This is a genomic window from Entomobacter blattae (assembly GCF_014672835.1).
GTDB classification, from domain to species: Bacteria; Pseudomonadota; Alphaproteobacteria; order Acetobacterales; family Acetobacteraceae; genus Entomobacter; species Entomobacter blattae.
In genome coordinates, this window is the sequence record NZ_CP060244.1 from 586,180 (window position 1) to 610,078 (window position 23,899).

The 23,899-nt window shown below is 43.1% G+C and carries 21 protein-coding genes and 1 tRNA gene; 7 read left to right on the forward strand and 15 right to left on the reverse strand.

Annotated elements, in window-relative coordinates:
- The 4 genes from JGUZn3_RS02670 to JGUZn3_RS02685 form a co-directional block, all read right to left on the reverse strand.
- On the reverse strand, nt 1-750 hold the full coding sequence (locus JGUZn3_RS02670; protein WP_203414205.1) for an electron transfer flavoprotein subunit beta/FixA family protein: 750 nt from the start codon (nt 748-750) through the stop codon (nt 1-3).
- Nucleotides 751-806: 56 nt separating this feature from the next.
- Nucleotides 807-2,444, reverse strand: coding sequence for an electron transfer flavoprotein-ubiquinone oxidoreductase (locus tag JGUZn3_RS02675; protein ID WP_203414206.1), 1,638 nt, complete (start codon nt 2,442-2,444; stop codon nt 807-809).
- A gap of 210 nt (nt 2,445-2,654) precedes the next feature.
- Complete coding sequence (locus tag JGUZn3_RS02680) at nt 2,655-3,338, reverse strand: 2OG-Fe(II) oxygenase (protein WP_203414207.1); 684 nt, start codon at nt 3,336-3,338, stop codon at nt 2,655-2,657.
- A gap of 553 nt (nt 3,339-3,891) precedes the next feature.
- A complete protein-coding gene (locus JGUZn3_RS02685) occupies nt 3,892-4,713 on the reverse strand; it encodes an OmpW/AlkL family protein (protein WP_203414208.1) in 822 nt (273 codons plus the stop codon).
- Between the two features lie 517 nt (nt 4,714-5,230).
- Here JGUZn3_RS02685 and JGUZn3_RS02690 point away from each other — a divergent pair.
- On the forward strand, nt 5,231-5,866 hold the full coding sequence (locus JGUZn3_RS02690; RefSeq protein WP_203414209.1) for a Crp/Fnr family transcriptional regulator: 636 nt from the start codon (nt 5,231-5,233) through the stop codon (nt 5,864-5,866).
- A gap of 35 nt (nt 5,867-5,901) precedes the next feature.
- Here JGUZn3_RS02690 and JGUZn3_RS02695 read toward each other — a convergent pair whose 3' ends face one another.
- Together JGUZn3_RS02695 and JGUZn3_RS02700 are read right to left on the reverse strand one after the other, a co-directional pair.
- A complete protein-coding gene (locus JGUZn3_RS02695) occupies nt 5,902-7,752 on the reverse strand; it encodes an ATP-binding protein (protein WP_238996873.1) in 1,851 nt (616 codons plus the stop codon).
- 45 nt (nt 7,753-7,797) lie between these two features.
- Nucleotides 7,798-8,508 carry a response regulator transcription factor gene (locus JGUZn3_RS02700; RefSeq protein WP_203414210.1) on the reverse strand — a complete coding sequence of 237 codons (711 nt, stop codon included), beginning with the start codon at nt 8,506-8,508 and terminating at the stop codon, nt 7,798-7,800.
- 269 nt (nt 8,509-8,777) lie between these two features.
- Between JGUZn3_RS02700 and JGUZn3_RS02705 the strand changes: the two genes are divergently transcribed.
- The 4 genes from JGUZn3_RS02705 (at nt 8,778) to dapB (ending at nt 13,877) form a co-directional block, all read left to right on the forward strand.
- Nucleotides 8,778-9,407, forward strand: a complete 630-nt coding sequence (locus JGUZn3_RS02705) for a nucleotide exchange factor GrpE (protein WP_203414211.1) — start codon at nt 8,778-8,780, stop codon at nt 9,405-9,407.
- Nucleotides 9,408-9,794: 387 nt separating this feature from the next.
- Nucleotides 9,795-11,702 carry a molecular chaperone DnaK gene (dnaK, locus tag JGUZn3_RS02710; protein ID WP_203414212.1) on the forward strand — a complete coding sequence of 636 codons (1,908 nt, stop codon included), beginning with the start codon at nt 9,795-9,797 and terminating at the stop codon, nt 11,700-11,702.
- 153 nt (nt 11,703-11,855) lie between these two features.
- Nucleotides 11,856-12,977 (forward strand): molecular chaperone DnaJ, encoded by a 1,122-nt coding sequence (dnaJ, locus tag JGUZn3_RS02715; protein ID WP_203414213.1) that lies wholly within the window; start codon nt 11,856-11,858, stop codon nt 12,975-12,977.
- Between the two features lie 126 nt (nt 12,978-13,103).
- Nucleotides 13,104-13,877 (forward strand): 4-hydroxy-tetrahydrodipicolinate reductase, encoded by a 774-nt coding sequence (gene dapB, locus JGUZn3_RS02720; protein ID WP_203414214.1) that lies wholly within the window; start codon nt 13,104-13,106, stop codon nt 13,875-13,877.
- 15 nt (nt 13,878-13,892) lie between these two features.
- Here the strand turns inward: dapB and JGUZn3_RS02725 are convergent, their stop codons facing one another.
- The 3 genes from JGUZn3_RS02725 to JGUZn3_RS02735 are packed head-to-tail and all read right to left on the reverse strand — an operon-like array spanning nt 13,893 to nt 15,369.
- On the reverse strand, nt 13,893-14,894 hold the full coding sequence (locus JGUZn3_RS02725; protein WP_338030797.1) for a deaminase: 1,002 nt from the start codon (nt 14,892-14,894) through the stop codon (nt 13,893-13,895).
- Nucleotides 14,891-15,250 carry a hypothetical protein gene (locus tag JGUZn3_RS02730; protein WP_203414216.1) on the reverse strand — a complete coding sequence of 120 codons (360 nt, stop codon included), beginning with the start codon at nt 15,248-15,250 and terminating at the stop codon, nt 14,891-14,893. Before JGUZn3_RS02730 ends, JGUZn3_RS02725 begins: the two co-directional genes overlap by 4 nt.
- Nucleotides 15,229-15,369 carry a hypothetical protein gene (locus tag JGUZn3_RS02735; RefSeq protein WP_203414217.1) on the reverse strand — a complete coding sequence of 47 codons (141 nt, stop codon included), beginning with the start codon at nt 15,367-15,369 and terminating at the stop codon, nt 15,229-15,231. Before JGUZn3_RS02735 ends, JGUZn3_RS02730 begins: the two co-directional genes overlap by 22 nt.
- A 413-nt stretch (nt 15,370-15,782) precedes the next feature.
- Here JGUZn3_RS02735 and metK point away from each other — a divergent pair, with 413 nt between their 5' ends.
- Together metK and trmB are read left to right on the forward strand one after the other, a co-directional pair.
- Nucleotides 15,783-16,970, forward strand: coding sequence for a methionine adenosyltransferase (gene metK / locus JGUZn3_RS02740; RefSeq protein ID WP_203414218.1), 1,188 nt, complete (start codon nt 15,783-15,785; stop codon nt 16,968-16,970).
- Between the two features lie 13 nt (nt 16,971-16,983).
- Nucleotides 16,984-17,733, forward strand: a complete 750-nt coding sequence (trmB, locus tag JGUZn3_RS02745) for a tRNA (guanine(46)-N(7))-methyltransferase TrmB (protein ID WP_203414762.1) — start codon at nt 16,984-16,986, stop codon at nt 17,731-17,733.
- Between the two features lie 171 nt (nt 17,734-17,904).
- On the opposite strand, the gene JGUZn3_RS02750 is transcribed toward trmB, so the two are convergent.
- The 6 genes from JGUZn3_RS02750 to JGUZn3_RS02775 form a co-directional block, all read right to left on the reverse strand.
- Complete coding sequence (locus tag JGUZn3_RS02750; RefSeq protein WP_203414219.1) at nt 17,905-18,564, reverse strand: DedA family protein; 660 nt, start codon at nt 18,562-18,564, stop codon at nt 17,905-17,907.
- A gap of 93 nt (nt 18,565-18,657) precedes the next feature.
- Complete coding sequence (locus tag JGUZn3_RS02755) at nt 18,658-20,142, reverse strand: replicative DNA helicase (RefSeq protein ID WP_203414220.1); 1,485 nt, start codon at nt 20,140-20,142, stop codon at nt 18,658-18,660.
- Nucleotides 20,143-20,225: 83 nt separating this feature from the next.
- The gene (locus tag JGUZn3_RS02760) at nt 20,226-21,434 is read right to left on the reverse strand and encodes an AGE family epimerase/isomerase (protein WP_203414221.1); all 1,209 of its coding nucleotides are present in this window, start codon (nt 21,432-21,434) and stop codon (nt 20,226-20,228) included.
- Between the two features lie 37 nt (nt 21,435-21,471).
- On the reverse strand, nt 21,472-22,926 hold the full coding sequence (gene rfaE1, locus JGUZn3_RS02765; RefSeq protein WP_203414763.1) for a D-glycero-beta-D-manno-heptose-7-phosphate kinase: 1,455 nt from the start codon (nt 22,924-22,926) through the stop codon (nt 21,472-21,474).
- Between the two features lie 2 nt (nt 22,927-22,928).
- Nucleotides 22,929-23,579: a guanylate kinase gene (gmk, locus tag JGUZn3_RS02770; protein ID WP_203414222.1), complete on the reverse strand. Its 651-nt coding sequence runs from the start codon at nt 23,577-23,579 to the stop codon at nt 22,929-22,931.
- 181 nt (nt 23,580-23,760) lie between these two features.
- A tRNA-Ala gene (locus JGUZn3_RS02775) sits at nt 23,761-23,836 on the reverse strand.
- Between the last annotated feature and the right edge of the window lie 63 nt (nt 23,837-23,899).

The window sequence follows — 23,899 nt, forward strand, 5'->3', positions numbered from 1 at the left end:
CTATAGCACCTTTGCTTCATTTCGGAGTTTTTCTACAAGGTCCTCCACTGTGGAAACAATAATGCCAGCTTTACGGGCTGGCGGCTCTTCTACCGAAAGAACCTCAAGCCGGGGAGAAACATCAACCCCAAGATCGGCCGGTGTTAGAGAGTCGATCGGTTTTTTACGAGCTTGCATAATTTTGGGAAGAGAAGCAAAACGCGGCTCATTTAAACGCAGATCCGCCGTTATTACGGCAGGAAGAGGCATTCTTACAACTTCCTGGCCTGCATCTACTTCCACAGTTACCCTTACATGGGTAGAATCCAACTCAACATGACTGGCAAAAGTTGCCTGAGGCCACTGCAAATACCCTGCTAACATTTGCCCTGTTGCGTTCATATCATCATCAATAGCCTGTTTTCCCAAAATCGTCAGAGAGGGGCCCTCTTTTTCTATCACTGCTTTTAAAAGCTTGGCCACCGCCCTTGGTTCGGGGGACTCTTCAGTTAAAACCAGTATGGCACGGTCTGCTCCAAGGGCCATGGCCGTCCTTAAAACGTCCTGGCAGACCTGAGGGCCAATGGTAACAGCAACAACCTCTTTTGCCACGCCTTTTTCCTTCAAACGAATAGCTTCCTCTAGCGCTATTTCATCAAAAGGGTTCATCGACATTTTAATGCCATTCATTTCAACACCAGAGTTATCTGGCTTAATACGGGGTTTAATGTTGTAATCCACAACACGTTTTACAGGAACAAGAAGCTTCATAAGGAACACATTACCATCGAGATTAAAAATACAAAAACTCACACCCTTATAGGGAATTACATACCACTTGGGTAGTTAGGGCCGCTCCCTCCCTCAGGAGGGATCCATTCTATATTCTGTGAAGGATCTTTAATATCACAGGTTTTACATTGGACACAATTTTGGGCGTTTATTCGCAATTTAGGCGCGGTTTGTATATCTACCGCTTCATAAACAGCCGCCGGACAATAACGGCTTTCGGGCGAGCCGTATAAATCCCAATTGGTTTTAAGCCATGTTTCTTCACTCTCTACCTTTAAATGTACGGGCTGATTCTCATCGTGAGAAAGATTGGCAAGATAGAGGGAAGACAATTTATCAAAAGTTATAACATTATCAGGTTTGGGATAAGCAATCTTAGAACTATCCGATGCTTTTTTGAGAGTGGTATTATCGGCATGCGGGTGATGAAATGTCCAAGGGGCATGACCACGAAATAAAAGGGAATCTATCCCTGAATAGACCATTCCCCCATAATTGCCAAACCGTGAAAAAGAGGGCCTAACATTGCGGGCTGTCTGTAGTTCCTTCCATAACCAGGAGTTTTTAATTTTCTCTTGATAGGCAGAAAGATCGGTCAGATTTCCATCCAGTGCCTCAGCCACACTTTCTGCAGCTAAAATGCCCGATTTCATAGCGGTATGAGTGCCCTTAATTTTTGGTACATTCATAAAGCCTGCCGTATCCCCTACCAAAGCACCTCCTGGAAATGCCAAAGTGGGAAGGGACTGAATCCCGCCTTCGCTGAGCGCACGGGCCCCATAAGCAATACGCTTTCCATTCTGCAAGTGCTTGCGCAAGATGGGGTGATTTTTAAGGCGCTGCATCTCCTCAAAAGGAGAAAGCCACGTATTGGCGTAATCCAGACCAATCACCAGACCGTAGGAAACGAGATTTTCCCCAAAATGATAGAGCCAAGAGCCCCCATAAGTATGGGAATCCAAAGGCCAACCGACCGTATGCTGCACATAACCTGGTTTATGCTGTTCTCTTGGAATTTCCCAGACCTCTTTAATGCCCAGCCCATAGGTTGGGGGGTCAGAATGTTCGCGTAATTTGAATGTCTCTACCACATGCCGGGTCAGGGAGCCACGGCACCCTTCGGCAAAAAGGGTGAAGGTGGCCTTTAAATCTATACCGGGGGTAAAATTAGGGCCTTGCTGCCCCCCTTTTTCAACCCCCATATCGCCTGTACCAACTCCAACAACATGGCCATCCTCTATCAACAGGTGTGCACCAGCAAACCCCGGAAAGATATCAACACCCAACCCTTCTGCTTGCTGAGCTAACCATCGGCATACATCGCCAAGGCTTACAACAAAATTGCCATGATTATTCAGGTAAGGCATAACCACCCCAAGTAATGGAATTTTGATCCCCATAGTACGGGTTAAAAAATAAAAATTATCCTGAGTTACCGGTGTCGTTAAAGGGGCGCCAAGGGTGCTCCAATCCGGAAAAAGCTCTTCAAGAGCACGGGATTCAATAACAGCCCCCGATAAAATATGAGCACCAATCTCAGCGCCTTTTTCGATAAGGCATATACTAGTTTGTGGCCGTAATTGCTTTAGGCGAATGGCAGCCGCCAAACCTGAAGGCCCACCGCCAACAATAACAACATCAAACTCCATACTCTCTCGGGCAGAGGTACTCATTTTAATTCCCTTTTATCCTTCATAATCCGTGCACCCTACACTGGGCATAAACGCTATTTATTCATTCTTCTGACTTTACCGCAACACAACTAAACCCTTTTTTTCTTACGGGTTTTCTCCTTCATTGGCTTTTAACTGTCATAAAATCAAGCTTCATAAGACGATATTGTCTGTCCTCAAACCGCCTTTTTGAGAAAAACGGCCAGACGACTAGGCTCTTTCTTCAAAAGCCAATTCGTGACGGGCCCGCCAGCTTTTATCAACAAAATTTATGATAAGGGTTCTTCTTATTCCCTCTATAGGGCGACGGGCAAAGCCATGCCAGGTATCTTCTGCTGGAATAAAAATCAGGCCAGAATTGAATTTTCCGGAAGCTCTCTTTAGCGATTGACCTTCAGCATTCATAATATCGGTTCCCCACTCTTCTGAACCTTTTCCGCGGGAAAGAGAGACAAGAAAGGTGAGTTTCTTAGCCCCAATATCAGTATGGGGTTCCAGCCAAAAGCCATCTGTATCCAAACAAAGCTCCATCCTAAGCCAATTGTCTGCAACTTCACTCCCCGTTACAGAAGAAAAGAGAGCCCGAGTTTCGGCCTCATCCAACACTTCAGCAAGATAAGCTAGCGGTTTTGAGTGCGCCCTTACGGCTTGGTTGATAAAAACTCTATTGGCATTATGCGTTTCTCTACGACCTTGCGTATCGCCAGCGATAGCTGATTTTCCAGGATCCCATGCTGTAAGAGCAGCGCAAACCTCTTCTGGAAACACATCTTCCAACAACCAATGCGTATAGGGGGCAGCCTCCTTTTTGGCTTTCCGTAAAGCATGTTGAATGTGGGCACGAACTGTTTCAAGAGAAAACTGCGCTGTGTCGATTAAAGAGGGAAAAGACATGGAAAATTCCTGACTATAGAAAATCATAGGGGAGCACAAAAAACTCTGCAGAAAATTAAAGGACGAGGCAAGTTTTTTATGTCAAGACTCTCTGAAACATACGACAAATCCATCACAAAAATATTGATACAGATAGAGAAAAACATTTTTAGAAAAATATTTTATGACATGATACAAATATTTTTTAATATTGACTGCTTTTACTCTATTTTTAAAGCCATTCATTTTTTAAGAAGCCGCTATAAGCCTATAAAAGAAGGTTCACGCATCTGGCGAAGGGCTGCTGCTCCTTCCTCAACGGCCTTCCAGGCTGTAACGCTAAGGCCTTCCGAGAGGGAAAAGGTCTGAATCAATGGGAGAATTCAATAAAATAGTGGTGCGCATAAAGTTACAAAATATAAGGGTACTCAAAACCAAGAAGAACCAGCAAGAATATGAGAATCCCTGCTGGTCCATAAATACAATCCCTAAACAGCCTAGGTAAACAGCGTGGAGTAAAACCTATCCCACAAACAACTTCTATGACATTCTTACGTTCGCGCTGTCTGGTTCCTTAAAAACGATATCCGATACCCACACCCAGCAATGTAGGGTCTAGCGAAGTATGCGCCTTTACACCTGGGTAATTGGGGTTACCATTAAAATCATTTACGTGGGCTGTTACATTCAAGAAGACCTGCTTTACATCCACATTCAAAAACCAGTCTCCAACAATTTGGTAATCAAAACCAAGCTGAATGGCAGGCCCTACAGTGGTATCTAAGCCTAGCTTTCTTATCGGATTAGCCCCATCTTTACCCCCGGGGGAAGTGTTATGAAAAAAAGCTAAGGTTCCCCCCACCCCTACATACGGGTTGAAACGCTCATGGGGAAGAAAATGCCACTGCATGGTAATAGTGGGTGGCAGTACCCACGCACTCCCCACATCTACAGAACCCAAGGCTGTTCCCACAGCATGGATCTCATGGCGCGTACTGGCAGCAATACCTGATATGGCGATATTGTCTGTAAAGAAATAGGTGAGTGTAATTTCCGGCATAACGGCATTGGTCGTACTAATGTGCCCACCAATAGAAGTATTGGTAGACTTGTTTTGGGGAATGACCCCCAACGCACTTAAGCTCACTATAGCATCATGAGCTCCTAAGCCTTTCTTGGTATCGGAACAGGTTTCAAAAATCCCGCAATCCTCATCAAAATGGGTTTGCTTGGGCAAAGCAACCCTGGGCTTTTGCTCTTTAACCGAATAATCACTTATTGGTAGCTGTGAATGAACATAAGGAGAAGGAGAGACTTGAGCCTGGGCAAAGCAAACAGGCAAGAAAAAATAAGCCACCCCGAAAAAAAGAGAAGATGAAAAAAAATTGTGTTTCATAATAAATTCACTAATTAAATTTTGCAGTAGACCAATATTACCCCTCCAATTTGCTATAGAAAACACTCTTCAAATAAACGCTTAACAAAAAATTTTTATTGTGGTACTTTAAATAAAGTATTTATTATATATATTTTAGCATGTGTTGAGGAGTGCCTGTAAAATAATTATTGATTACCCTAATATTTTTACTGAAATAGCAAAAAATATTACTTATTTTAAGCGTTCCTAAACAATAGAGACATAATGAGCTCTTAAAAAAAAGAAGCTTTATTTTTGTTTTTCCTATCATATGGTTTGCCTACAGAATATAGCAGAGCAGAAAGGTTAAAGTAATTTCATGACTGGAAAAAGCAGCACAATGGAGAGACCCAAACCTCTATCCGGGTCCCCAGAAGATTCTCGCAAGAAAGTCGGTTCCCTATTAAAAAAAGACAGTTCTGGAGCCCGCTCGGGTAGTTTCCCCATAAAAATCGACTGTCAGGTATGCATCGACAAGCCGCATAGCTTTTGCCATGTGCTGCAGGAAAAAGAAGAAATACTCAAGCTTAACACCATTACAAACACCATGAATGTTTCTCCTGGGAAAATCCTTATGGAAGAAGGAGAAGAGGCTTTAAACTATTTTAGTGTTTCCAGCGGAACTGTGAAGCTTTTTAAACTTATGCCCGATGGTCGGCGCCACATTATAGGGTTTGCTGGCGCAGGCCACTTCCTTGGCCTTACCAACGATGGAAAATATAGCTACAGTGCTGAAGTGCTTGAAGAAACACGCCTTTGCCGTTTCTCCCATAGTAAGCTCGAACAGCTTTTTGACCTTTATCCCTCCCTGCGCAAAGAAATTTTGAAAGAGGCTATTAACTTACTAGCCTTCTCCCAAGACCAAATGCTACTTCTTGGGCGAAAAACGTCTCAGGAAAAGGTTGCCAGTTTTTTAGTGGTTTGCCGGGGTAAAGATATCGTAGAAAATACTGTGATTTCCTTACCGATGACACGATTGGATATAGCAGACTATCTAGGCTTAACGATGGAAACAGTCAGTCGTACTTTTGGGTGGCTTAAGAAACAGAAAATGATTTCCTTTCTCGATAGCCATCATGTCAAAATTGAAAATCCCACTGCGTTATATGATCTCGCTATGGGCAATGGGTAAAAGCTTTTTCTTAATTTTATAAGAAGAAAGCCCCTTTACGAAGCTGGCAACAAAATAACAAAGCGCGCCCCAACTGTTGTGCCTGTTTTATGATCTATAACATTTTCTGCATAAATTTCGCCTTTAAGGGCTGTAATGATCTGTTTGCTAATAGACAACCCCAGCCCAGAATGGTGACCAAACCCTTCTTCCTGAGGGCGCTCTGTATAAAAACGATCGAAAATGCTGGTTAATTTATTTTCAGGAATGCCGGGTCCTTCATCTGTTACGGTAATTTCAACCTTTTTATTCAACCGTTTAAGCTCAATAATAATTTTTCCCTCTGGAGGGGAGAAGGACATAGCATTCCCTATTAAGTTCCGCAAAACCTGAACTAACCGCCCTTCAATCCCCATCACCACAAAGTCTTCTTTTTGACTATTCTCAGGGATTTTCACAAGAAGGTGGGGGGCTGTTTCTGTACGGGTTGTCAACTGCATTTCTGAAAGGGTCTGAACAATAGGGAGGATATTAACAGGCATAATATCCGCACGGGACATCTCTGCATCCACCCTACTTGCATGAGAGATGTCTGTGATCAACCTGTCCATTCGTTTTACATCCTCCCTGACAATTTCCAATAAACGGGCCTGACGAGAAGAGTCTTTTATTTCGGGAAGGGTTTCTATTGCCGAACGAATAGAGGAAAGAGGGTTTTTTAATTCATGACTAACATCTGCAGCAAAACGTTCAATCGCGTCAATCCTGGCCCATAAAGCTGTTGCGCTTTCCTGAAGGGTTCTGGCCATTTCTCCGATTTCGTCACTACGAACAAGAATAGTTTGGGGGACAGTAACCGCCCGACCCATATGCTCACGCATATCATGGGCTACGCGTGCCAGACGAAGAATGGGGCGCGCAATCGTGCGAGAAAGATACCATGAAAGAAATATTGTAATGGTTAACGCCAATAAAAACAGAACCAATATAGAACTTCTCACAGCAAATAAGGACATATCCACTTCTTGCGCTGCTCTGGTCAGCTGGATAATCCCTACAGTCTTGCCATTATGGCGTACAGGTTCTGCCACTGTAATAAGCAAATGGTGATGAACACTTCTTCTAATATAAGGGGGAGTCTCTCGGCTATCGGTTACAGGATACGCTATAAAGGAAGGCTGCTTGTTGGGGTTATTTCCTGCTTCCGTTGGAATATTAAGCTGATTATGCCTGTTAAAAAAAAGAAGATGGATCAGATGATCTGAAATACTTTCTACAATGGTATTAAACAAGCTCGGCTCGACCTTAATATCCTCTTCATTCGAATCATCAACTTTCTCGAGAAGGGTTTCAGCCTGCCCACCCTCCATGGGGAAAACATCCTGCAAATTTGGGGGGGGCGAGATCAGGGGCGTTTTATTTTGGACTTTTGTCTTTTTTGAATATTTTTTTTTCTGTTCCCGGTTATCGACGATCAACTGCCCATTGGGGGCATAGAGCCTGGCATGAATATTGGGGCTTGGATTGGCCAAGCTCATTAAAAGGGGCTCTGCCAGATGGGAGAGAAGAACCGTTTCGGGGGTATGAGGTTTTTGGAGATGAAACTCCTGAAAAGCAGGGTAGTTATGAAAAGGAGACGTTTCAACCTCCTTATTACTCGATGTTGGTAGTATACCGGTTGCACTTTGGCTTAGGGCCCCCGCATATATTCTAGCCTGCTCCCTTAAAGCTGTAACTTCTGCGGTAATCAGGCTGCTTTGAAATTGGTTAAGATAAAGCAGGGTAACAACTAAAACAGCAAGAGGGATAATATTAACAAGCAGAATACGCCGAAGAAGAGGAGAAAAAACCTTAATTCTACGACGCTTCAAAACCCGTCTGGCTTTTTTATGTGAAAACAAAAACAAGGCTAGGCCTCCAAGCTTAGAAAATGCTTGAGAGTCTTTTTTATACTATTCTTCTTTATATCGATACCCAATGCCATAAAGTGTTTCTATCTGGTTAAAGTCATCATCAACCTGTTTAAATTTTTTTCTTACCCTTTTGATATGACTATCAATGGTTCGATCATCCACATAGATGTTTTCCCCATAAGCCGCATCAATCAGCTGGTCCCTTGATTTAACAAGGCCAGGCCGTGAAGCCAGAGCCTTAACCAGAAGAAATTCAGTCACTGTTAACTGAATATCCTGGCCTTTCCACAGGCATTGATGGCGCGTCTCATCAAGGGAAAGGTTACCCCTTACCATTACGCCTGGGGTGCTTTCCCCGTTAGCTTCTGCCTTACTCAATTCATTACGCCGCAAAAGGGATTTAATCCGTTCCAAAAGCAGGCGGGGAGAAAAAGGCTTTGTAATATAGTCATCTGCCCCCAGGCGCAAACCCATGAGCTGGTCTATTTCCTCATCCTTGGAAGAAAGGAATATCACCGGCAGCTGGGAACGCGTTCTTAGGCGCTGCAATAATTCTATGCCATCCATCCTTGGCATTTTTATGTCCAAAACCGCTAAATCAACAGGGTGCGCCGAAATATCTTTAAGGGCATTTTCCCCATCGGTATGGGTTCTGACGATAAACCCTTCGGCTTCCAGCATCATCGTGACAGAGGTAAGAATATTACGATCATCATCAACCAAAGCAATGGTTGGTTTTTTTTGCTCCATTGGGCACCCTTTAACAAAAACAGACCATTCATGTGAGTAAAGCCGTTGAAAAGATACCTTAAAGCAGGTATTTTTGCCAGAAACAATTCCCTTATACTCACTACCCCTTAAGCAGCTCATCCGGTAGCAGGGTTGCATCTGTTTCAGGCTGTAATTATATTATAGTGTTAATCTGGTCTTATGAGTATAAAATTTTATTTCTTTGCGTTCTTCAAAAGAAGACCACGGCTTAACCATATCAGTAAACATTTTTTTATTTAAAGAAGAAGATGACAGAAAACAATCATGAACCTTCTTTTTCCTCTTCAGAGGAAGAAAATAGCGCCAGTGCCTCTTTGGGCAAAACCCATGAAGGAAACGAAGGAGAGGAAAAGAAAGAGGACTCCCTTCAAAGCGACCTCTCTCCCCAAGAGCGAATTAAAGCTCTTGAAGATGAATTAGCAGAAATGCAAGATAAATGGATGCGTTCAGAAGCGGAAAACCAAAATATTCGTGCCCGTAATAAAAGGGAGCTGGAAGATACACGCCTTTACGCTGTTCAAAAATTTGCACGTGACATCGTTGAGGCAGCTGAAAATTTAAGGCGTGGCGTAGCAAGCCTCCCCACCAAGCAAGAAGGCGAGAACGACATCATTACCAAAATGCGTGAAGGGTTTGAAACAACAGAACGATCTTTTTTATCGATACTTGATCGTAACGGTATTGTTGGCACTGACCCAACTGGAGCCATGTTTGATGCCAACCTTCATCAAGCCATGGCTGAACAACCTGACGAAAACCACCCTACAGGCACCATCCTTCAAGCCTGGACCCTCACTTGGACTCTGCATGGCAGGCTTTTAAAACCCGCCATGGTCGTCGTCGCTAAAAACGAGAAGGTTCCTGCTTCAGAAAATTAAGAAATTTATGGCTAATTTTATAGCTCGTGTAAGGGCTACGGCCCTTTTCATCCCCAAAGCCTGCCGTTATAAAAACCAAGAGCAAACTTTTTACCCTTTTAAAAGTTTTGTTTTTCTTACCTTAAATGAAGAATTGAAAGAGCAAATTTATACGCTAAAGTCAGATTTTCCTTAAAAGCTCAAGGGCCATAACCCTTAAAAATAAGGGAGTTCTTCTTTTCTAGGCTCTTGTAACAGTTTATAAAACTGAATATCTTAATATAAAAATAGGAAAGAGAAACAATATGCTATCATAGGTATTAAGTCTTTCTTTAAATATTTAACAGATTATTGAGGGTTCTGTTCCTGTGCTACGGGCGGTTCAGAATTGCTACAAAGGAGATTTTTATGAGTAAAGTGATCGGTATTGACCTTGGAACAACCAATTCCTGTGTTGCTATCCATGAAGGGAATGAAAACAAGGTTATTGAGAACAGTGAGGGGGCAAGAACCACGCCTTCCATGGTGGCCTTCACGGAAAATGGTGAAATGCTGGTAGGCCAGGCCGCAAAGCGCCAGGCTGTGACCAACCCTTCCAATACTCTCTATGCGGTTAAGCGCCTTATTGGCCGCCGGTTTGATGATCCCGCAGTAGAAAAAGATAAAAATCTGGTTCCCTACTCTATTGTTAAGGGTGATAATGGAGATGCCTGGGTTGAAGCCAGGGATAAGAAATATGCTCCTTCACAAATAGCTGCTTTTGTGCTGGGTAAGATGAAAGAAACAGCGGAAGCCTATCTTGGTGAACCCGTTACCCAAGCCGTTATTACCGTGCCAGCCTATTTTAATGATGCCCAACGCCAAGCCACCAAGGATGCTGGTAAAATTGCAGGGCTTGAGGTTCTTCGTATTATTAACGAACCCACCGCAGCAGCCTTGGCTTATGGGATGGAAAAGAAAAACGGCGGCACCATTGCGGTTTATGACTTAGGTGGTGGGACTTTTGATATCTCCGTTCTGGAAATTTCTGACGGTGTAATTGAAGTTAAATCCACCAATGGAGACACCTTCCTTGGCGGTGAAGATTTTGATGCCCGGATTATTTCCTACCTTGCAGATGAGTTCAAGAAAGATCAGGGAATTGATCTCAGAGGGGATAAGCTCGCCCTTCAGCGCTTAAAAGAAGCGGCTGAAAAGGCCAAGATTGAGCTTTCTTCTTCTAAAGAAACAGAAATCAACCTTCCCTTCATTACCGCCGATGCTTCAGGGCCCAAACACCTTGTTGTCAAACTCACCCGTGCCAAGCTTGAAAGCCTGGTGGATGACCTTATCCGCCGCACCCTTGACCCTTGTAAGGCCGCTCTTAAAGATGCTGCCATTTCTTCCAGTGAGATTGATGAAGTTATTCTCGTCGGCGGTATGACCCGCATGCCGAAGGTGATTGAGGTTGTTAAAGAGTTTTTCGGAAAAGAGCCTGCCCGCAATGTGAACCCTGATGAAGTGGTAGCCATTGGGGCTGCTGTTCAAGGGGCGGTTCTTAAGGGCGATGTTAAAGATGTTCTTTTGTTGGATGTTACCCCCCTTTCCTTGGGGATCGAAACCCTTGGTGGAGTTTTCACCCGCCTGATCGACCGCAATACCACCATTCCCACCAAGAAAAGCCAGGTTTTCTCCACCGCTGAAGATAACCAGAGCGCCGTAACCATTAAAGTTTACCAAGGTGAGCGAGAAATGGCAGCAGACAACAAGCTGCTCGGAAATTTCGACCTTACCGGCATTGCTCCGGCCCCACGAGGTATCCCCCAAATTGAAGTAACCTTCGATATTGACGCGAACGGCATTGTTTCGGTTTCAGCAAAGGATAAATCCACCGGCAAAGAACAGCAAATTCGTATTCAGGCCTCTGGGGGCCTCTCTGAAAACGACATTGAACGCATGGTGAAAGAAGCCGAAGCTAACGCTACTGCTGATAAGGCGAAAAGAGACATGGTAGAAGCCCGTAACCATGCCGATGCCCTTGTTCATCAAGTTGAAAAAACCCTTTCAGAAAATGGGGATAAAATCCCTGAAGGAGATAAATCCGAGGCGCAATCCGCTATTTCAGCCGTACGCTCCGCCATGGAAGGTACAGATGCTGAAGGATTAAAATCTGCAACTGAAAAGCTTTCCCAAACAGCCATGAAAATTGGCGAGGCCCTTCACAAAGCAGGAGCGACCGATCCAGGTGCACCCCCTGATGCGCAGGCCTCCAAACCCAAGGATGATAATGTTGTCGATGCTGACTTTGAAGATGTTGACAACAAAAAATCTGAATAAGGGCCAATAAGGGTTTTTAAAGTTCTCACACGAGAACGAAAACACCCTTTCGGTATTTGCATAGTTGCCCGCTCTTCTATTGAAGGCGGGCTTCTTTTCTGTTAAAGCCCAAACAAGTTTTTTGTGAAGGTCTATCACATATAGAGGAAACCAATGGCCAAGCTCGATTATTATGAGGTACTCTCAGTATCACGTAATGCTTCTGGAGATGAAATAAAGAAGGCCTATAGAAAACTGGCCATGAAATTCCACCCCGACCGTAATGCTGGGGATAGTGAAGCAGAACTGAAATTCAAGGAAATTAACGAGGCGTATGATGTCCTAAAAGACGAGCAAAAACGGGCAGCCTACGATCGTTTTGGTCATGCGGCATTTGAAGGAGGTGGCCCTTCGGCAGGTTTCGATTTTGGTGGCGGCCTAGGAGATATCTTCGAACAAATGTTTGGGGATATGATGGGGGGACGCCGTGGGGGGCGCCGACGCTCCGGGGCAGATATTCAAACCCAGGTTGTTATATCCCTTGTAGAAGCTTTTTCTGGTGTCAACAAAACCATTCAAGTGTCTTCTCGGGTCAATTGTGAAGCTTGTGGTGGAACGGGCTCAGAAGATAAAGATAAAGGGGTAGAAACCTGCCCAACCTGCCATGGAGCAGGAAAAGTTCGGGCTCAGCAGGGGTTTTTCTTAGTCGAACGCCCATGCCCAACCTGCCATGGAACAGGCCATATTGTTACCCACCCTTGCAAGGTCTGTCATGGCACAGGCACCAGAGAAAAACAGCGCCATCTGGAAGTCCAAATCCCGGCAGGTATTGAAGATGGTACCCGTATTCGTCTCTCAGGGGAAGGAGAAGCCGGTGGCCAAGGTGTGCCTGCTGGCGACCTTTACGTGCATGTCAATATCGAGCTTCACGATATTTTCCAGCGTGAAGGAGCGAATATTTATTGTAGCGTTCCCCTTCGGATGACCCAGGCAGCTCTTGGAGCAGAAATTGAAGTTCCTGTTATTGATGGCAGTCGCACCAAGGTTAAAATTCCCGCTGGTACGCAAAGCGGCACCCAGTTCCGCTTGAAGGGAAAAGGGTTTTCAGTTTTACGTTCGACCTCCCGTGGAGAAATGTATATTCAGGTTATGGTAGAAACACCCCAGCATCTATCCAAACGCCAAAAGGAATTACTTGAAGAATTTGAAAATGAGGAAACTGATTTAAAAAAATCAAACCCTCAAGCCAGCGGTTTTTTTGCAAAAGTAAAAGATTTTTTTGAAGGGAAAAACTGATTCTCCCTTCAATCTTGTAAGATTATAAGGAAGCTTGCTTTTCTTGCTTGTAAAACTTGCCAGGCAAAGTACGGTATTTATCTGATTACGTAAGTTATTATGTAAGTTTTGATCTCAGGAAAAGATATGGCCACAAAAATTGGTATTGCAGGCATTACTGGGCGCGTTGGCACCCTGCTTGTTCATGAAGTTCTGGCGACAACAGAGGCTGTTTTAGTTGGCGGTTACAGCAGGAATAAAGAGGGGAAAAATATCCCAACGCCTCTCTTTCAAACCCTTGCTGAGCTGGCTGCTGTATGCGATGTGGTTATCGATTTTACCCATGCTTCTACCATAAACCAACATGCAAAGGCCCTCGTTCAAACCCAATGTGCCTGGATATTAGGCACGACCGGTATCTCCCCCGCTGATCAAAAAGAAATCGTTAAAGCCTCTCACAAAATAGCCATTGTGCAAGCCTCGAATTTTTCTGCGGGCGTTGTTTTAGCCACTCGTATCGCTGCCCAACTGGCTAAAGCCCTTCCTGCATCCTCTTACGATATCGAAATTGTAGAATCTCACCATAGACAAAAAGTCGATGCCCCATCAGGTACGGCTCTCTCTATGGGAAAAGCCATTGCTGAAGCCCGCGGCATTGAGCTGGATTCCATGCGTGAAAGTGGACGAGACGGCATTACAGGGCCCCGTAAAACGGGGGCTATTGGTTTTTCTTCTCTTCGTGCTGGGCAAATTATCGGTGAGCACGAAGTTTCATTTACCTCAGCAGACGAACAAATTATTCTTACCCATAAGGCTTTTAACCGTAGCCTTTTTGCTAAAGGCGCTGTCCAAGCCGCTTTATGGAGTAAAAGCCACCGACCTGGCCTTTATTCTATGGAGAATGTGCTAGAGTTGGAATAAAGGCATCACCTCTGCTTATATTTTACAACCCTTAAATACCCAAAATAAAACCCTTTTAACAAAAGATCTTACCAGGAATTTCAATCCTTTTCTTTTTCTTTTTCTTTTTTTCCATATTTTTATAGCCTCTTGTTCAACCCCCAAATAAGCATTGCTCAACAATGGGGTTCTCATTTTAATATTATCCTTATTTCCTTTATAATCGACAATGTCACCTTTCCAATCTTTTCTCTTGATTTTTATACCAGCCCCCAAACTCATGGAAAACAGATCAAGAAACCTTCTGGGCCCTACGCCTGTAAAAGGTTCAAATACAACCTTAGTTGTATCCTTACTCCCATCTGGAATATTTTTAATGATTATAGAATCTTTATGGAGTTCTATAGCTTTGCTTTTCGGGTAAGGTTCAACATACACAACCCTCTTTATACCTGCGGCAACAATATGCTTGGCACAATTATGGCAAGGAAAAGTGGTACAATATAGAGTAGCTTTTTTTGTTGGTGTTCCTACCCTACAACATGAAAGAAGCGCATTCATCTCCGCATGAACAACACGGCCAAACTCTGTTAAATCTGCAATAGCGGTTTTTTTAAGAATTTTTTCTAATTTTTTTTCAAAAATTTTTTCTGATTCTTCATTATTTATTAGGTTATCAAAAATCTTATCTTCTTTTATGCGTGCTATAATATCGTTAATTATGTTTTTTTGCTCACGCTTGTTTGGATCATACCCTAATTTATAGTCTTTTCCTTCTTTCTCATCATCAACTTTACCGTATATATCCGCTTTTGCCCAATATACTCCACCATCACTTTGCGGCACTTCATTGGCACCGGTTGCAATAATCTGTTTTTTACGGGTAATAACAACCCCAACCTGACGGGAAAGATCACCAGAATGGGTAGAGCTGTTAAAAGCCATAAACATGGCAAATTCATCAAAGGTTGGATTTTTGTATGGGCGCGAAAAAATAAGTTCTAAAAAACGGTCTAAGATATTTTTTACATGATCTATATTTTTCCCAAAGCGAGAAAAAAATCTGCTAAATGGTAAGTGTCACGGGTTTTTTGTCCATATTCTTCCTCTTCATTTTCATCACTTTTTATCAAATCTTCAGTTTCATTTTCACTAAGCTGTTTTTCAATCGTCAAATATTCAAGACGTTTCGGTTTTTCAGTGTAAAGACCTAATAAATAGAATCCCGCATCATATACCTTGCGCAAAAAAACAACTTCATCAGGATGCTTCAAAGAAAATATAATATAGGCGTTTTTATTATTCATTTTCCTTGAAGAGTTTATTTTACTCGAAATACCCGCAGCCAATATGTAATTTCTATTCTTTTCTCTTAACTTATTGCCAGCAAGCATAAAGCGCTTTCTTTTGTTAAATTCTTCGGAGTTTTTTTGCCTTTTTCTATTCCAGATATCTTTAAATCTGGTATCCCATCTTCTTTTTTTAAAAGATTAGCAGTCCAAATTTCATGCACCGTATAGCCATAATTTTTTAATCGGTTTTGTAGCGGCTCTGTAACAAGTTTATAGTTTGTTCCAACGGCACAGACAATTCCAATAACCAGTTCACTATTATTAAGATTTCCATCAAGGTAGCGTTCAAGGTCTTTTTTATCTGTATTCTCTTTTGCCCTGTCCTACAGTGTCTATATCCATATCTATGGCCTTTTTTATTTACTAAAAAAATACAACAGGCTTTATTATAGCGTTTTTTTATAAGTTAAAATTATATAATTTAATAATTTTTAAAAAGATACCTAATTTTCTTCAATTCCCCTTGACGCTGATAAGATATTGCGCTTAACGATGCTGTATATATTTATTTCATCCATAAATCCGTAATTATGGCATTTGCTCTTAGCGTTAAAGAGGTAATCAAGAAAATATCATGCGTAATAAAGGCGATTTTCTGTTTACTTCAGAATCTGTTTCTGAAGGCCACCCCGACAAAGTAGCTGATCGGATCAGTGATACTATCCTTGATACCTATCTCGCAGCAGATAGTGAGGCACGCGTTGCTTGTGAAACGCTGGTTACAACCAACAAAGTTCTTCTCGCAGGAGAAATAAGAGGCCCTGCCTCTATTACTGGTGACCTGATTATAGAAAAAGCTCGAGAGGCCATAAAAGATATTGGATATGATCAAGAAGGATTTTCCTGGAAAACCGCCGATATCCAATCCGTCCTTCATGCCCAATCTGAACACATTGCCCGCGGTGTAGATAGTGCAGAGGGGAAAGATGAAGGTGCGGGTGATCAAGGCATTATGTTTGGGTTTGCCACAACTGAAACAGAACCTCTTATGCCAGCCCCCATTTTTTATGCCCATAAACTTTTACAAACCATTCACGATCTACGCAAAGCCGATGATCAACGTGTGGCAGGCCTACAGCCCGATGCTAAAAGCCAGGTTACCTTACGTTATGTAGACGGTAAACCTATAGGAGCTACCTCGGTTGTCATTTCAACTCAGCATGATGAAAATATGAGCCAAAGCCGAATTAAGGAAATGCTCCTTGACATTGCTGAGGAGACCCTTCCCGAAGGGTGGATGTGCCCTATCGATGAGTTTTACGTTAACCCCACAGGAGTCTTTGTGATTGGGGGCCCTGATGGTGACTGTGGGCTTACAGGACGTAAAATTATCGTTGATACCTACGGCGGAGCTGCCCCTCATGGGGGTGGAGCATTTTCTGGAAAAGACCCCACTAAGGTAGACCGCTCGGCTGCCTATGCTTGCCGCTACCTTGCAAAAAATGTTGTCGCTTCGGGCATTGCAGACCGTTGTACCCTTCAAATCTCGTATGCCATCGGTATCTCCCACCCCTTATCTGTTTATGTAGACTTAGATGGCACTGGAAAAGATGTTGATGAGGCCAAGCTAGAGGGTGTTTTACGAGAACTTATGGATTTATCTCCACGGGGAATACGAAAGCATCTTCGCTTAAACCGTCCCATTTATACAGAAACATCGGCATATGGGCATTTTGGCCGTGAACCTGATATGGAGAAAGATAATTTTCCATGGGAGCAAACAGATTTAGTCGACTCCCTAAGGAATGCGTTTAACCGATAATACTGTCCTGGAGATGGACTCTCATAAAAAAAGCTTCTTAAGCCCTTTAGCAGGAGAGGAGAACAGCTCCTCTCCTGCTGAGCGCCTTTATGGAAGGAATAAAGGGCATCCCTTACGTAAACGCCAACAATGGCTCCTAGAACATACACTTCCTCTCTTACGGGTTGATTTAGAAACAGCCCGTAAAAATCCCCTTCATATTTTTGATCCCCCTTCCACCTCAATTTGGATGGAAGTAGGATTCGGAAGTGGGGAACATAGTTTAGCTCAATATAAAACTCATCCAGAAGTTGGCTATATTGCGTGTGAGGTTTTTTTAAATGGGGTATGTTCTCTTCTTTCCCAGATAACAGAAAACGTCCAAGAACACGATATCCTTTCTTCATCCTTACCCAAAACATTAAAACTTTGGGACAAAGATGCAAGAATTCTTCTTGACGCTCTACCCGATGAAACCGTTGAAAAATTTTTTCTTTTATTTCCTGACCCCTGGCCAAAATCACGCCATGCCAAACGCCGTTTTGTCCATCCTGATAGGATAAGGCGTGTTGCCCGTATTCTCCAGCCAGGAGGAATATGGCGGATTGCTAGCGATGACCCAACCTATCAGGACTGGGTAAAAACTGTGATGAAGGATCAATCTCTTTTTGAACTTACCTTTTTTTCAGAGCACCATCCTGAAAACTGGCCAAAAACACGATATGAAATAAAAGCACTCAAGGCCGGAAGAAAACCCCTATTCTGGGAATATACAAAACGCTAGCTGCACATAGAATGCGTTCTAACTCCCTCTTATTGGTCTTCGTAGCCTCATCTCAAGCAGCTTACAGCTTCTCTTCTAAGATCATAGCTCAAACCCTACTGTACCGTTACATGCAGAAAAAAGACGATTACCTGAGAAAGACGAGAACTGGAGAGAAGATGACTTATTTTGTTATTTTGCTTTTTCTCTCATCATTTCGTCTTCCATTTCTTGTGAAAGTCTGGCTTCGTTCCTTTTTAGGAAGAAAATGGAAAAGCCAATTCCTATAACAACACAAACACCAATAAAAATACCCAATGGGCCAGAAATTTTAACGATTTCCTTCCCCAAGTAATAAGCCCCTAAACTGTAACCACCAGCCCAGGCTATACCCCCTAACGCATTATAAAATAGAAAACTATGCCATGCCATATGGCTTGCCCCAGCGAGTAAAGCTACAAAAGTGCGAAGAAAAGCCACAAAGCGACCAAAAAAAATAACTTTTCCACCGTATTTTCTAAATATAAAACGGCCAAGCTCAAGCCGTTTCGGTGTTAACCCTACTTTTTTACCGTGCTTGTTTAAAAGGGGATATCCATAGTGATGACCAATAAGATACCCAAAATTATCCCCCATAATTGCCCCGATTATAGCAGCAATAACAACAAAACTGATTTGAATCTTATGGGTGGTTGCACAATAAATAGCCGTGGCGATCAGCAAGCTTTCTGCAGGCAAGGGTAACCCCATGCTTTCTAGCATAACAACGACCCCAACAAGGCCATACCCATATTGTGCGACAAGAAGGTCAAAATGCTGAAACAAAGTAGAATCGGTAAAGGATTCGTTCATAAAAATATTTACAGGGATTAAATTTTAGAAAATGGTCTCCTTTCTAGCCGTAAGGTAATTAAGTGGAAGGAACAACCCCTTTTTCCTAAAACGTTAATAATCCTGATGAAGTGTGTCTAAATCAGCAAAACGGGTATATTCCCCTTCAAAAAAGAGATCTACCTTACCGGTAGGGCCATGGCGTTGCTTTTCTAAAATAAGTTCGGCCCTATTATGGACGGCATGCATATCATCTTGCCATTTTTTTAAGGCCAAGTCATATTTTTCTGCATTATCAAAGGCAATAGGCTTTGGCATTCGTTGTTGAAGATAATATTCATCTCGATAGATAAACATAACAGCATCAGCATCTTGCTCAATAGAGCCGGACTCGCGAAGATCAGCAAGCTGTGGGCGTTTATCTTCCCTATTTTCCACCTGACGGGAAAGCTGCGATAGCGCAATAACAGGAATTTCCATTTCCTTGGCCAAGGCTTTCAAACCTTGTGTAATCATAGAAATTTCCAACACACGGCTTTCTGGCCGCGTACCAATAGAGGGGCGCATAAGTTGCAAATAATCCACCACCACAAGGCTAAGGCCCTTGGTACGCAAAAGCCTGCGGCAACGGGTTCTCATCACCGAAAGGGATAAGGCGGGGGTATCATCAATGAGCAGGGGCAGGGTTGAAAGCTCCCTTGAAACCTGAACAAATTTATCAAAATCCTTCTGGTTAATCTCCCCCCGACGAATCCGCTCGCTTGATATGCGGGATTCTTCTGAAAGTAAGCGCGTAGCAAGCTGCTCTGCGGACATTTCCAGCGAAAAAATAGCCACAGAGCCTTTGGCTGTTGGATTATTACGTTTTTGCTCTTGTAAAAACCGGGCTGCCCCAAAAGCAATTTTGGTCGCCAAGGCTGTTTTTCCCATGCCAGGACGACCAGCCAAAATCAATAAATCGGAAGGGTGAAGGCCTCCGGTTTTCTTATCCAGATCCTTTAAACCTGTAGGAAGGCCAGATAAACCACTCTGGTTAGAAATTGCACTTTCAGCGATTTGCAAGGCCTCAGCCAAGGCACGGTCGAAAGATACGAAACCCTGCGTATTGCTTTTCTCGGTGGCGAGTTGAAAAAGTGCTTCTTCTCCCGCAGAAACCAAATCTAACCCTTGTAAGTCTGGACGAGCTCCGAAGGCATCATTGATAATATTTTCCCCAATATCAATAAGTTGGCGGCGAATCCACGAATCATGAATAATTCGCCCATAATCGCCTGCATTAATAACCCCAACCATCGAAACAAGAAGCTGGGCTAAGTAAGCCGTACCCCCAACTTCCTCCAAAAGACCAGAATGCTCAAATTCTGCCTTAAGGGTTATGGCATCTGCTAAATGTCCATTTTCAATACGCCTGACTATGGCCTCATAAATTTTACCATTAATAGCATCCGCAAAATGTTCCCCCTGTAAAAAATCTGAAACCAGATCGTAGGCCTTATTGTTGGAAAGCAAAGCCCCTAAAAGAGCTTGCTCGGCCTGGATATTCGAAGGGGGAAGACGCACGGGAAGGTCAAGCAAAGGTTTTTCAGAAATACGAGACATTTTGTTTACCCATTATCTATATTCTATAAACCATATGCCAAAAAATAGGCTCATAAGAGAACAAACTTATAAAAAATTTCAAACTAGAAAAAATCCTTCATCAGTTTATGAAGTTCGCAATAGCCAGCAATAATATGGTAAAAAGAACTTGCGGGAATTTTATCCCCAACAGGGTTATGGTGTTCATCAAGCTGGTCAGCCCACATTCCAGCAGGGCAATATTGCGGATGAAAATACCGAAAGAGTAAGGCCTTCACTAACTGAATAATATGATGCTGGACTTTATCTCGTGGAAAAGAGGAAAAAGCATAAACAGCTGTTTCTGCCCTTAATGCTTCGGTTTGAACCCATAGCCGAGAAGAAGCTTTTTTAACATGCCCAACATTATCCACGCTATCATAGATAAGGCCAGTTTCAGGATGGATGGCAAACTTACTGTTAAAGGTATAAAGGCGCTCTATATAAGGAAGCATAGAGTATCTTGTCAGACGGCTATATTCACTTAATAACCATATCCATTCATAATGATGGCCAGGTTCTACCAAATGCCCCTGTTGCCGGCAAGGTTGCCAGTTTTTTTCAAAAAATTCCCCAAGTGTATGGTTTTTTTTATTAAATAAATACATTTTAAATAGATCAATCAAGTCTTCTGCAAAGAATAGATCAACCGGGTTTTTGGTGACTTCGTAAAGGGCAAGGGCTGCTTCAAGCAGATGCATATGGGGATTTTGCTGTCGGCTTTCTTTTCCCACAGGGAAAGTATTTTCAAAACCGCCATTTTGCCCTTGCATGGTTTTATAAAGCCACCGGATCGTTTCTTGGGCTTTTTCTATAGGTTCTGCCTTTTTAGTCAAACGCCCATACCAGGAGAAGGAAAAAATGACAAAAGCTATATCATAAAGATCAGCGGTTTTATCTAATATTTCTCCTGTAGGGGTCAGGGTTTTAGCCCATCCTCCACCTGGTAGAGCAGCATTTTGCATAAAGTGATAAATGCCATCTGCTCGTACCCGCCCTTCTTCCCAGCCTAAAAAACTCGCCTGTACAAAAGAATAAAGCTGGCGGGCTTGCACTCGTAAACGCTTGAAAGGAGGATGGGCGGGTAAACCCTGAAGAGTTAAATATTCCTGTGCACCAAAACGAGCAGGGGAATCCTTATCCCCATCACAACCTATAGTCCCCCATATTGGAAAGGCTTGGTCTAATAACCAGGAGCGAAAAGCCCTATAACATTCCTCAAGAGAGGAGATTTCTTGAGTAAGGATGTGTTGAAGAGACTCAGAAGTGGACATGATATGTCTGAACACCTTCTAGAATGCTATTAAAGCATTAGGAATGAGTAGGATTTATTTTTTTTACCAGAGAAGTTGTCGAATAACCATCTTTAAAAGGAATAATAACCACCTGCCCCCCTGCAGCCGAAACAATATCAGCACCAATGACAGTTTTTAAAGTGTAGTCTCCGCCTTTAATAAGAACATCCGGTAAAATAGCTTCTATTAAATTATAGGGAGTATCTTCTGAAAAAACTGTTACGGCATCAACATAGCGTATCGCAGCCATCACAGCACTACGGGCAGAAAGTGGAGAAATTGGCCGTTGTGCTCCTTTAAGCCGCTGTACACTTTCATCCGTATTTAAAGCAACAATTAAACGTTCACATTGCTGCCGAGCCTGCATTAAAAGTTGAATATGCCCAGGATGGAGCAAATCAAAACATCCATTAGTAAACCCAATACTTAGCCCTTGCTCTCGCCACTGATGAACTTGCTGTTTTAAATCCAGTAAAGAAAGAATAGGCGCCATGATAGGCCGATTAGCAGAGCTGTTTTTATCTTGAGCACTTAACTCAGCTGTCACTTCTGCAATACTGGCACTGGCAGTTCCCAGCTTGCCTACAACCACACCCGCAGCTGCATTGGCAATATGCATAGCCTGAACCAAATTAAACCCTGAACTATGGGCTAGCACTAAAGCAGCAATGACAGTATCTCCAGCGCCAGAAACATCAAAAACTTCCCGTGCACGGGTCGGCACAGCATGCACAGCCTTAGTGTTTTCTACCAGCATCATCCCTTTTTCAGAACGTGTCACCAAAACAGAATGAATATGGGCCGTATCAATAATGGTGTAGGCAGCTTCTGCCAGAGCCTCCTCGCTTTCCTCGTAAAGGGGCTGGGCTGCAAGAAGTTCTTTCACATTAGGTGTGACACAATAAGCCCCCTTATAGCGGGAAAAATCCGGTGTTTTTGGGTCTACAAACACAGGAATATGAAAGGCTTTGGCCTGTTCTATGGTATAGGCAATAACCTCTGGCGTGCAAACCCCTTTACCGTAATCAGAAATAATCACAGCATTGGCAGACCCAATATGGGTCTTTACCATTTTTTTTAACTGGACTATTTCTTCTTCTGTTGCAGCCGCCCGGCTTTCCTCATCTGTTCTGACCACTTGCTGGTGGCTGGCAATAAAGCGTGTTTTACAAATGGTGCTTCGTTGGGACGTAGGAATAAAAAAAACCTGACTCCCTATTTGATCGCCCAATAAACTCTTTAAACGCTCAGCGGCAGTATCATACCCCACCAGGCCAATCAAAAGGGCTTTTCCCCCCAAAGAGGTAATATTACTCACCACATTCCCTGCCCCACCAGGCATTTCCTTGGCATGGGAAAGATGTAAAACCGGTACTGGCGCCTCAGGAGAAATACGCTCCATTGTTCCATATTTGTAACAATCCAGCATAATATCGCCCAGGCACAATACAGTAATAGCGGAGAAATCCAGCTTCATTTGACTTCAAACCTATCCCCAATAAAGGCTTGTAACCCTGTTTTTCTTCGTGCGGTCTCAATACGTGCGGCAGAGAGTATGGCTGTGGCTTCCTGAATAGCCTGGTCGAGATCGGTATTAATAATTGTATAATCAAATTCCTGCCAATGAGATATTTCCTCACGAGCAGCTTTCATACGATGATGAATTTCATCTGGATGATCAGAGGCCCGTAAATTGAGCCGCCTTTCCAATTCCTGAAGAGAAGGGGGGAGCACAAAAAGACTTACCACATCCTCTGGAAGATGAGACCGAATTTGCCTATGCCCTTGCCAATCAATATCAAAAATAAGATCCTTGCCTTCGGCAAGGGCTTTTTCAACTGGGGCACCAGGGGTTCCATAACCATGTCTAAATACCATGGCCCATTCCAGTAACGCTTGCGTTTCTATTAACTCCTTAAACACTTTTTCGCTAACAAAATGATAATGCACGCCATCCACTTCACCAGGGCGGGGTTTACGGGTGGTGACAGAAATAGAATGGGATAAATTTGGCTGAGCAGCTCTTAAAGCATTCGCAATTGTAGATTTCCCAGCGCCAGAAGGCGCTGAAATAACAAAACAGACCCCACGACGGCTTATAGGGGGTGCAATGGAAGGGGTCATATTGTAAGTTTTCCTGAAAAACTAGGTTCCATTGTCCAAAACAAATACTGCTACTCTGAAAGAAAATCGAGATTATGTCAGGTTATATGAATTAAAATGCCTGAATTTGATCATCATGTCGTTTAAAAAAACGTTTCACGTTCTTTTTAAGTATGATGGTATCACTACACCAAACTTATTTTGGTGGAGCCAAGGGGAATCGAACCCCTGACCTCCTGAATGCCATTCAGGCGCTCTCCCAACTGAGCTATGGCCCCTTATATAACCCATGTTGCAATAGTAACTCTTGCAACATGGACAACGAATAATTTCCCTGCTCG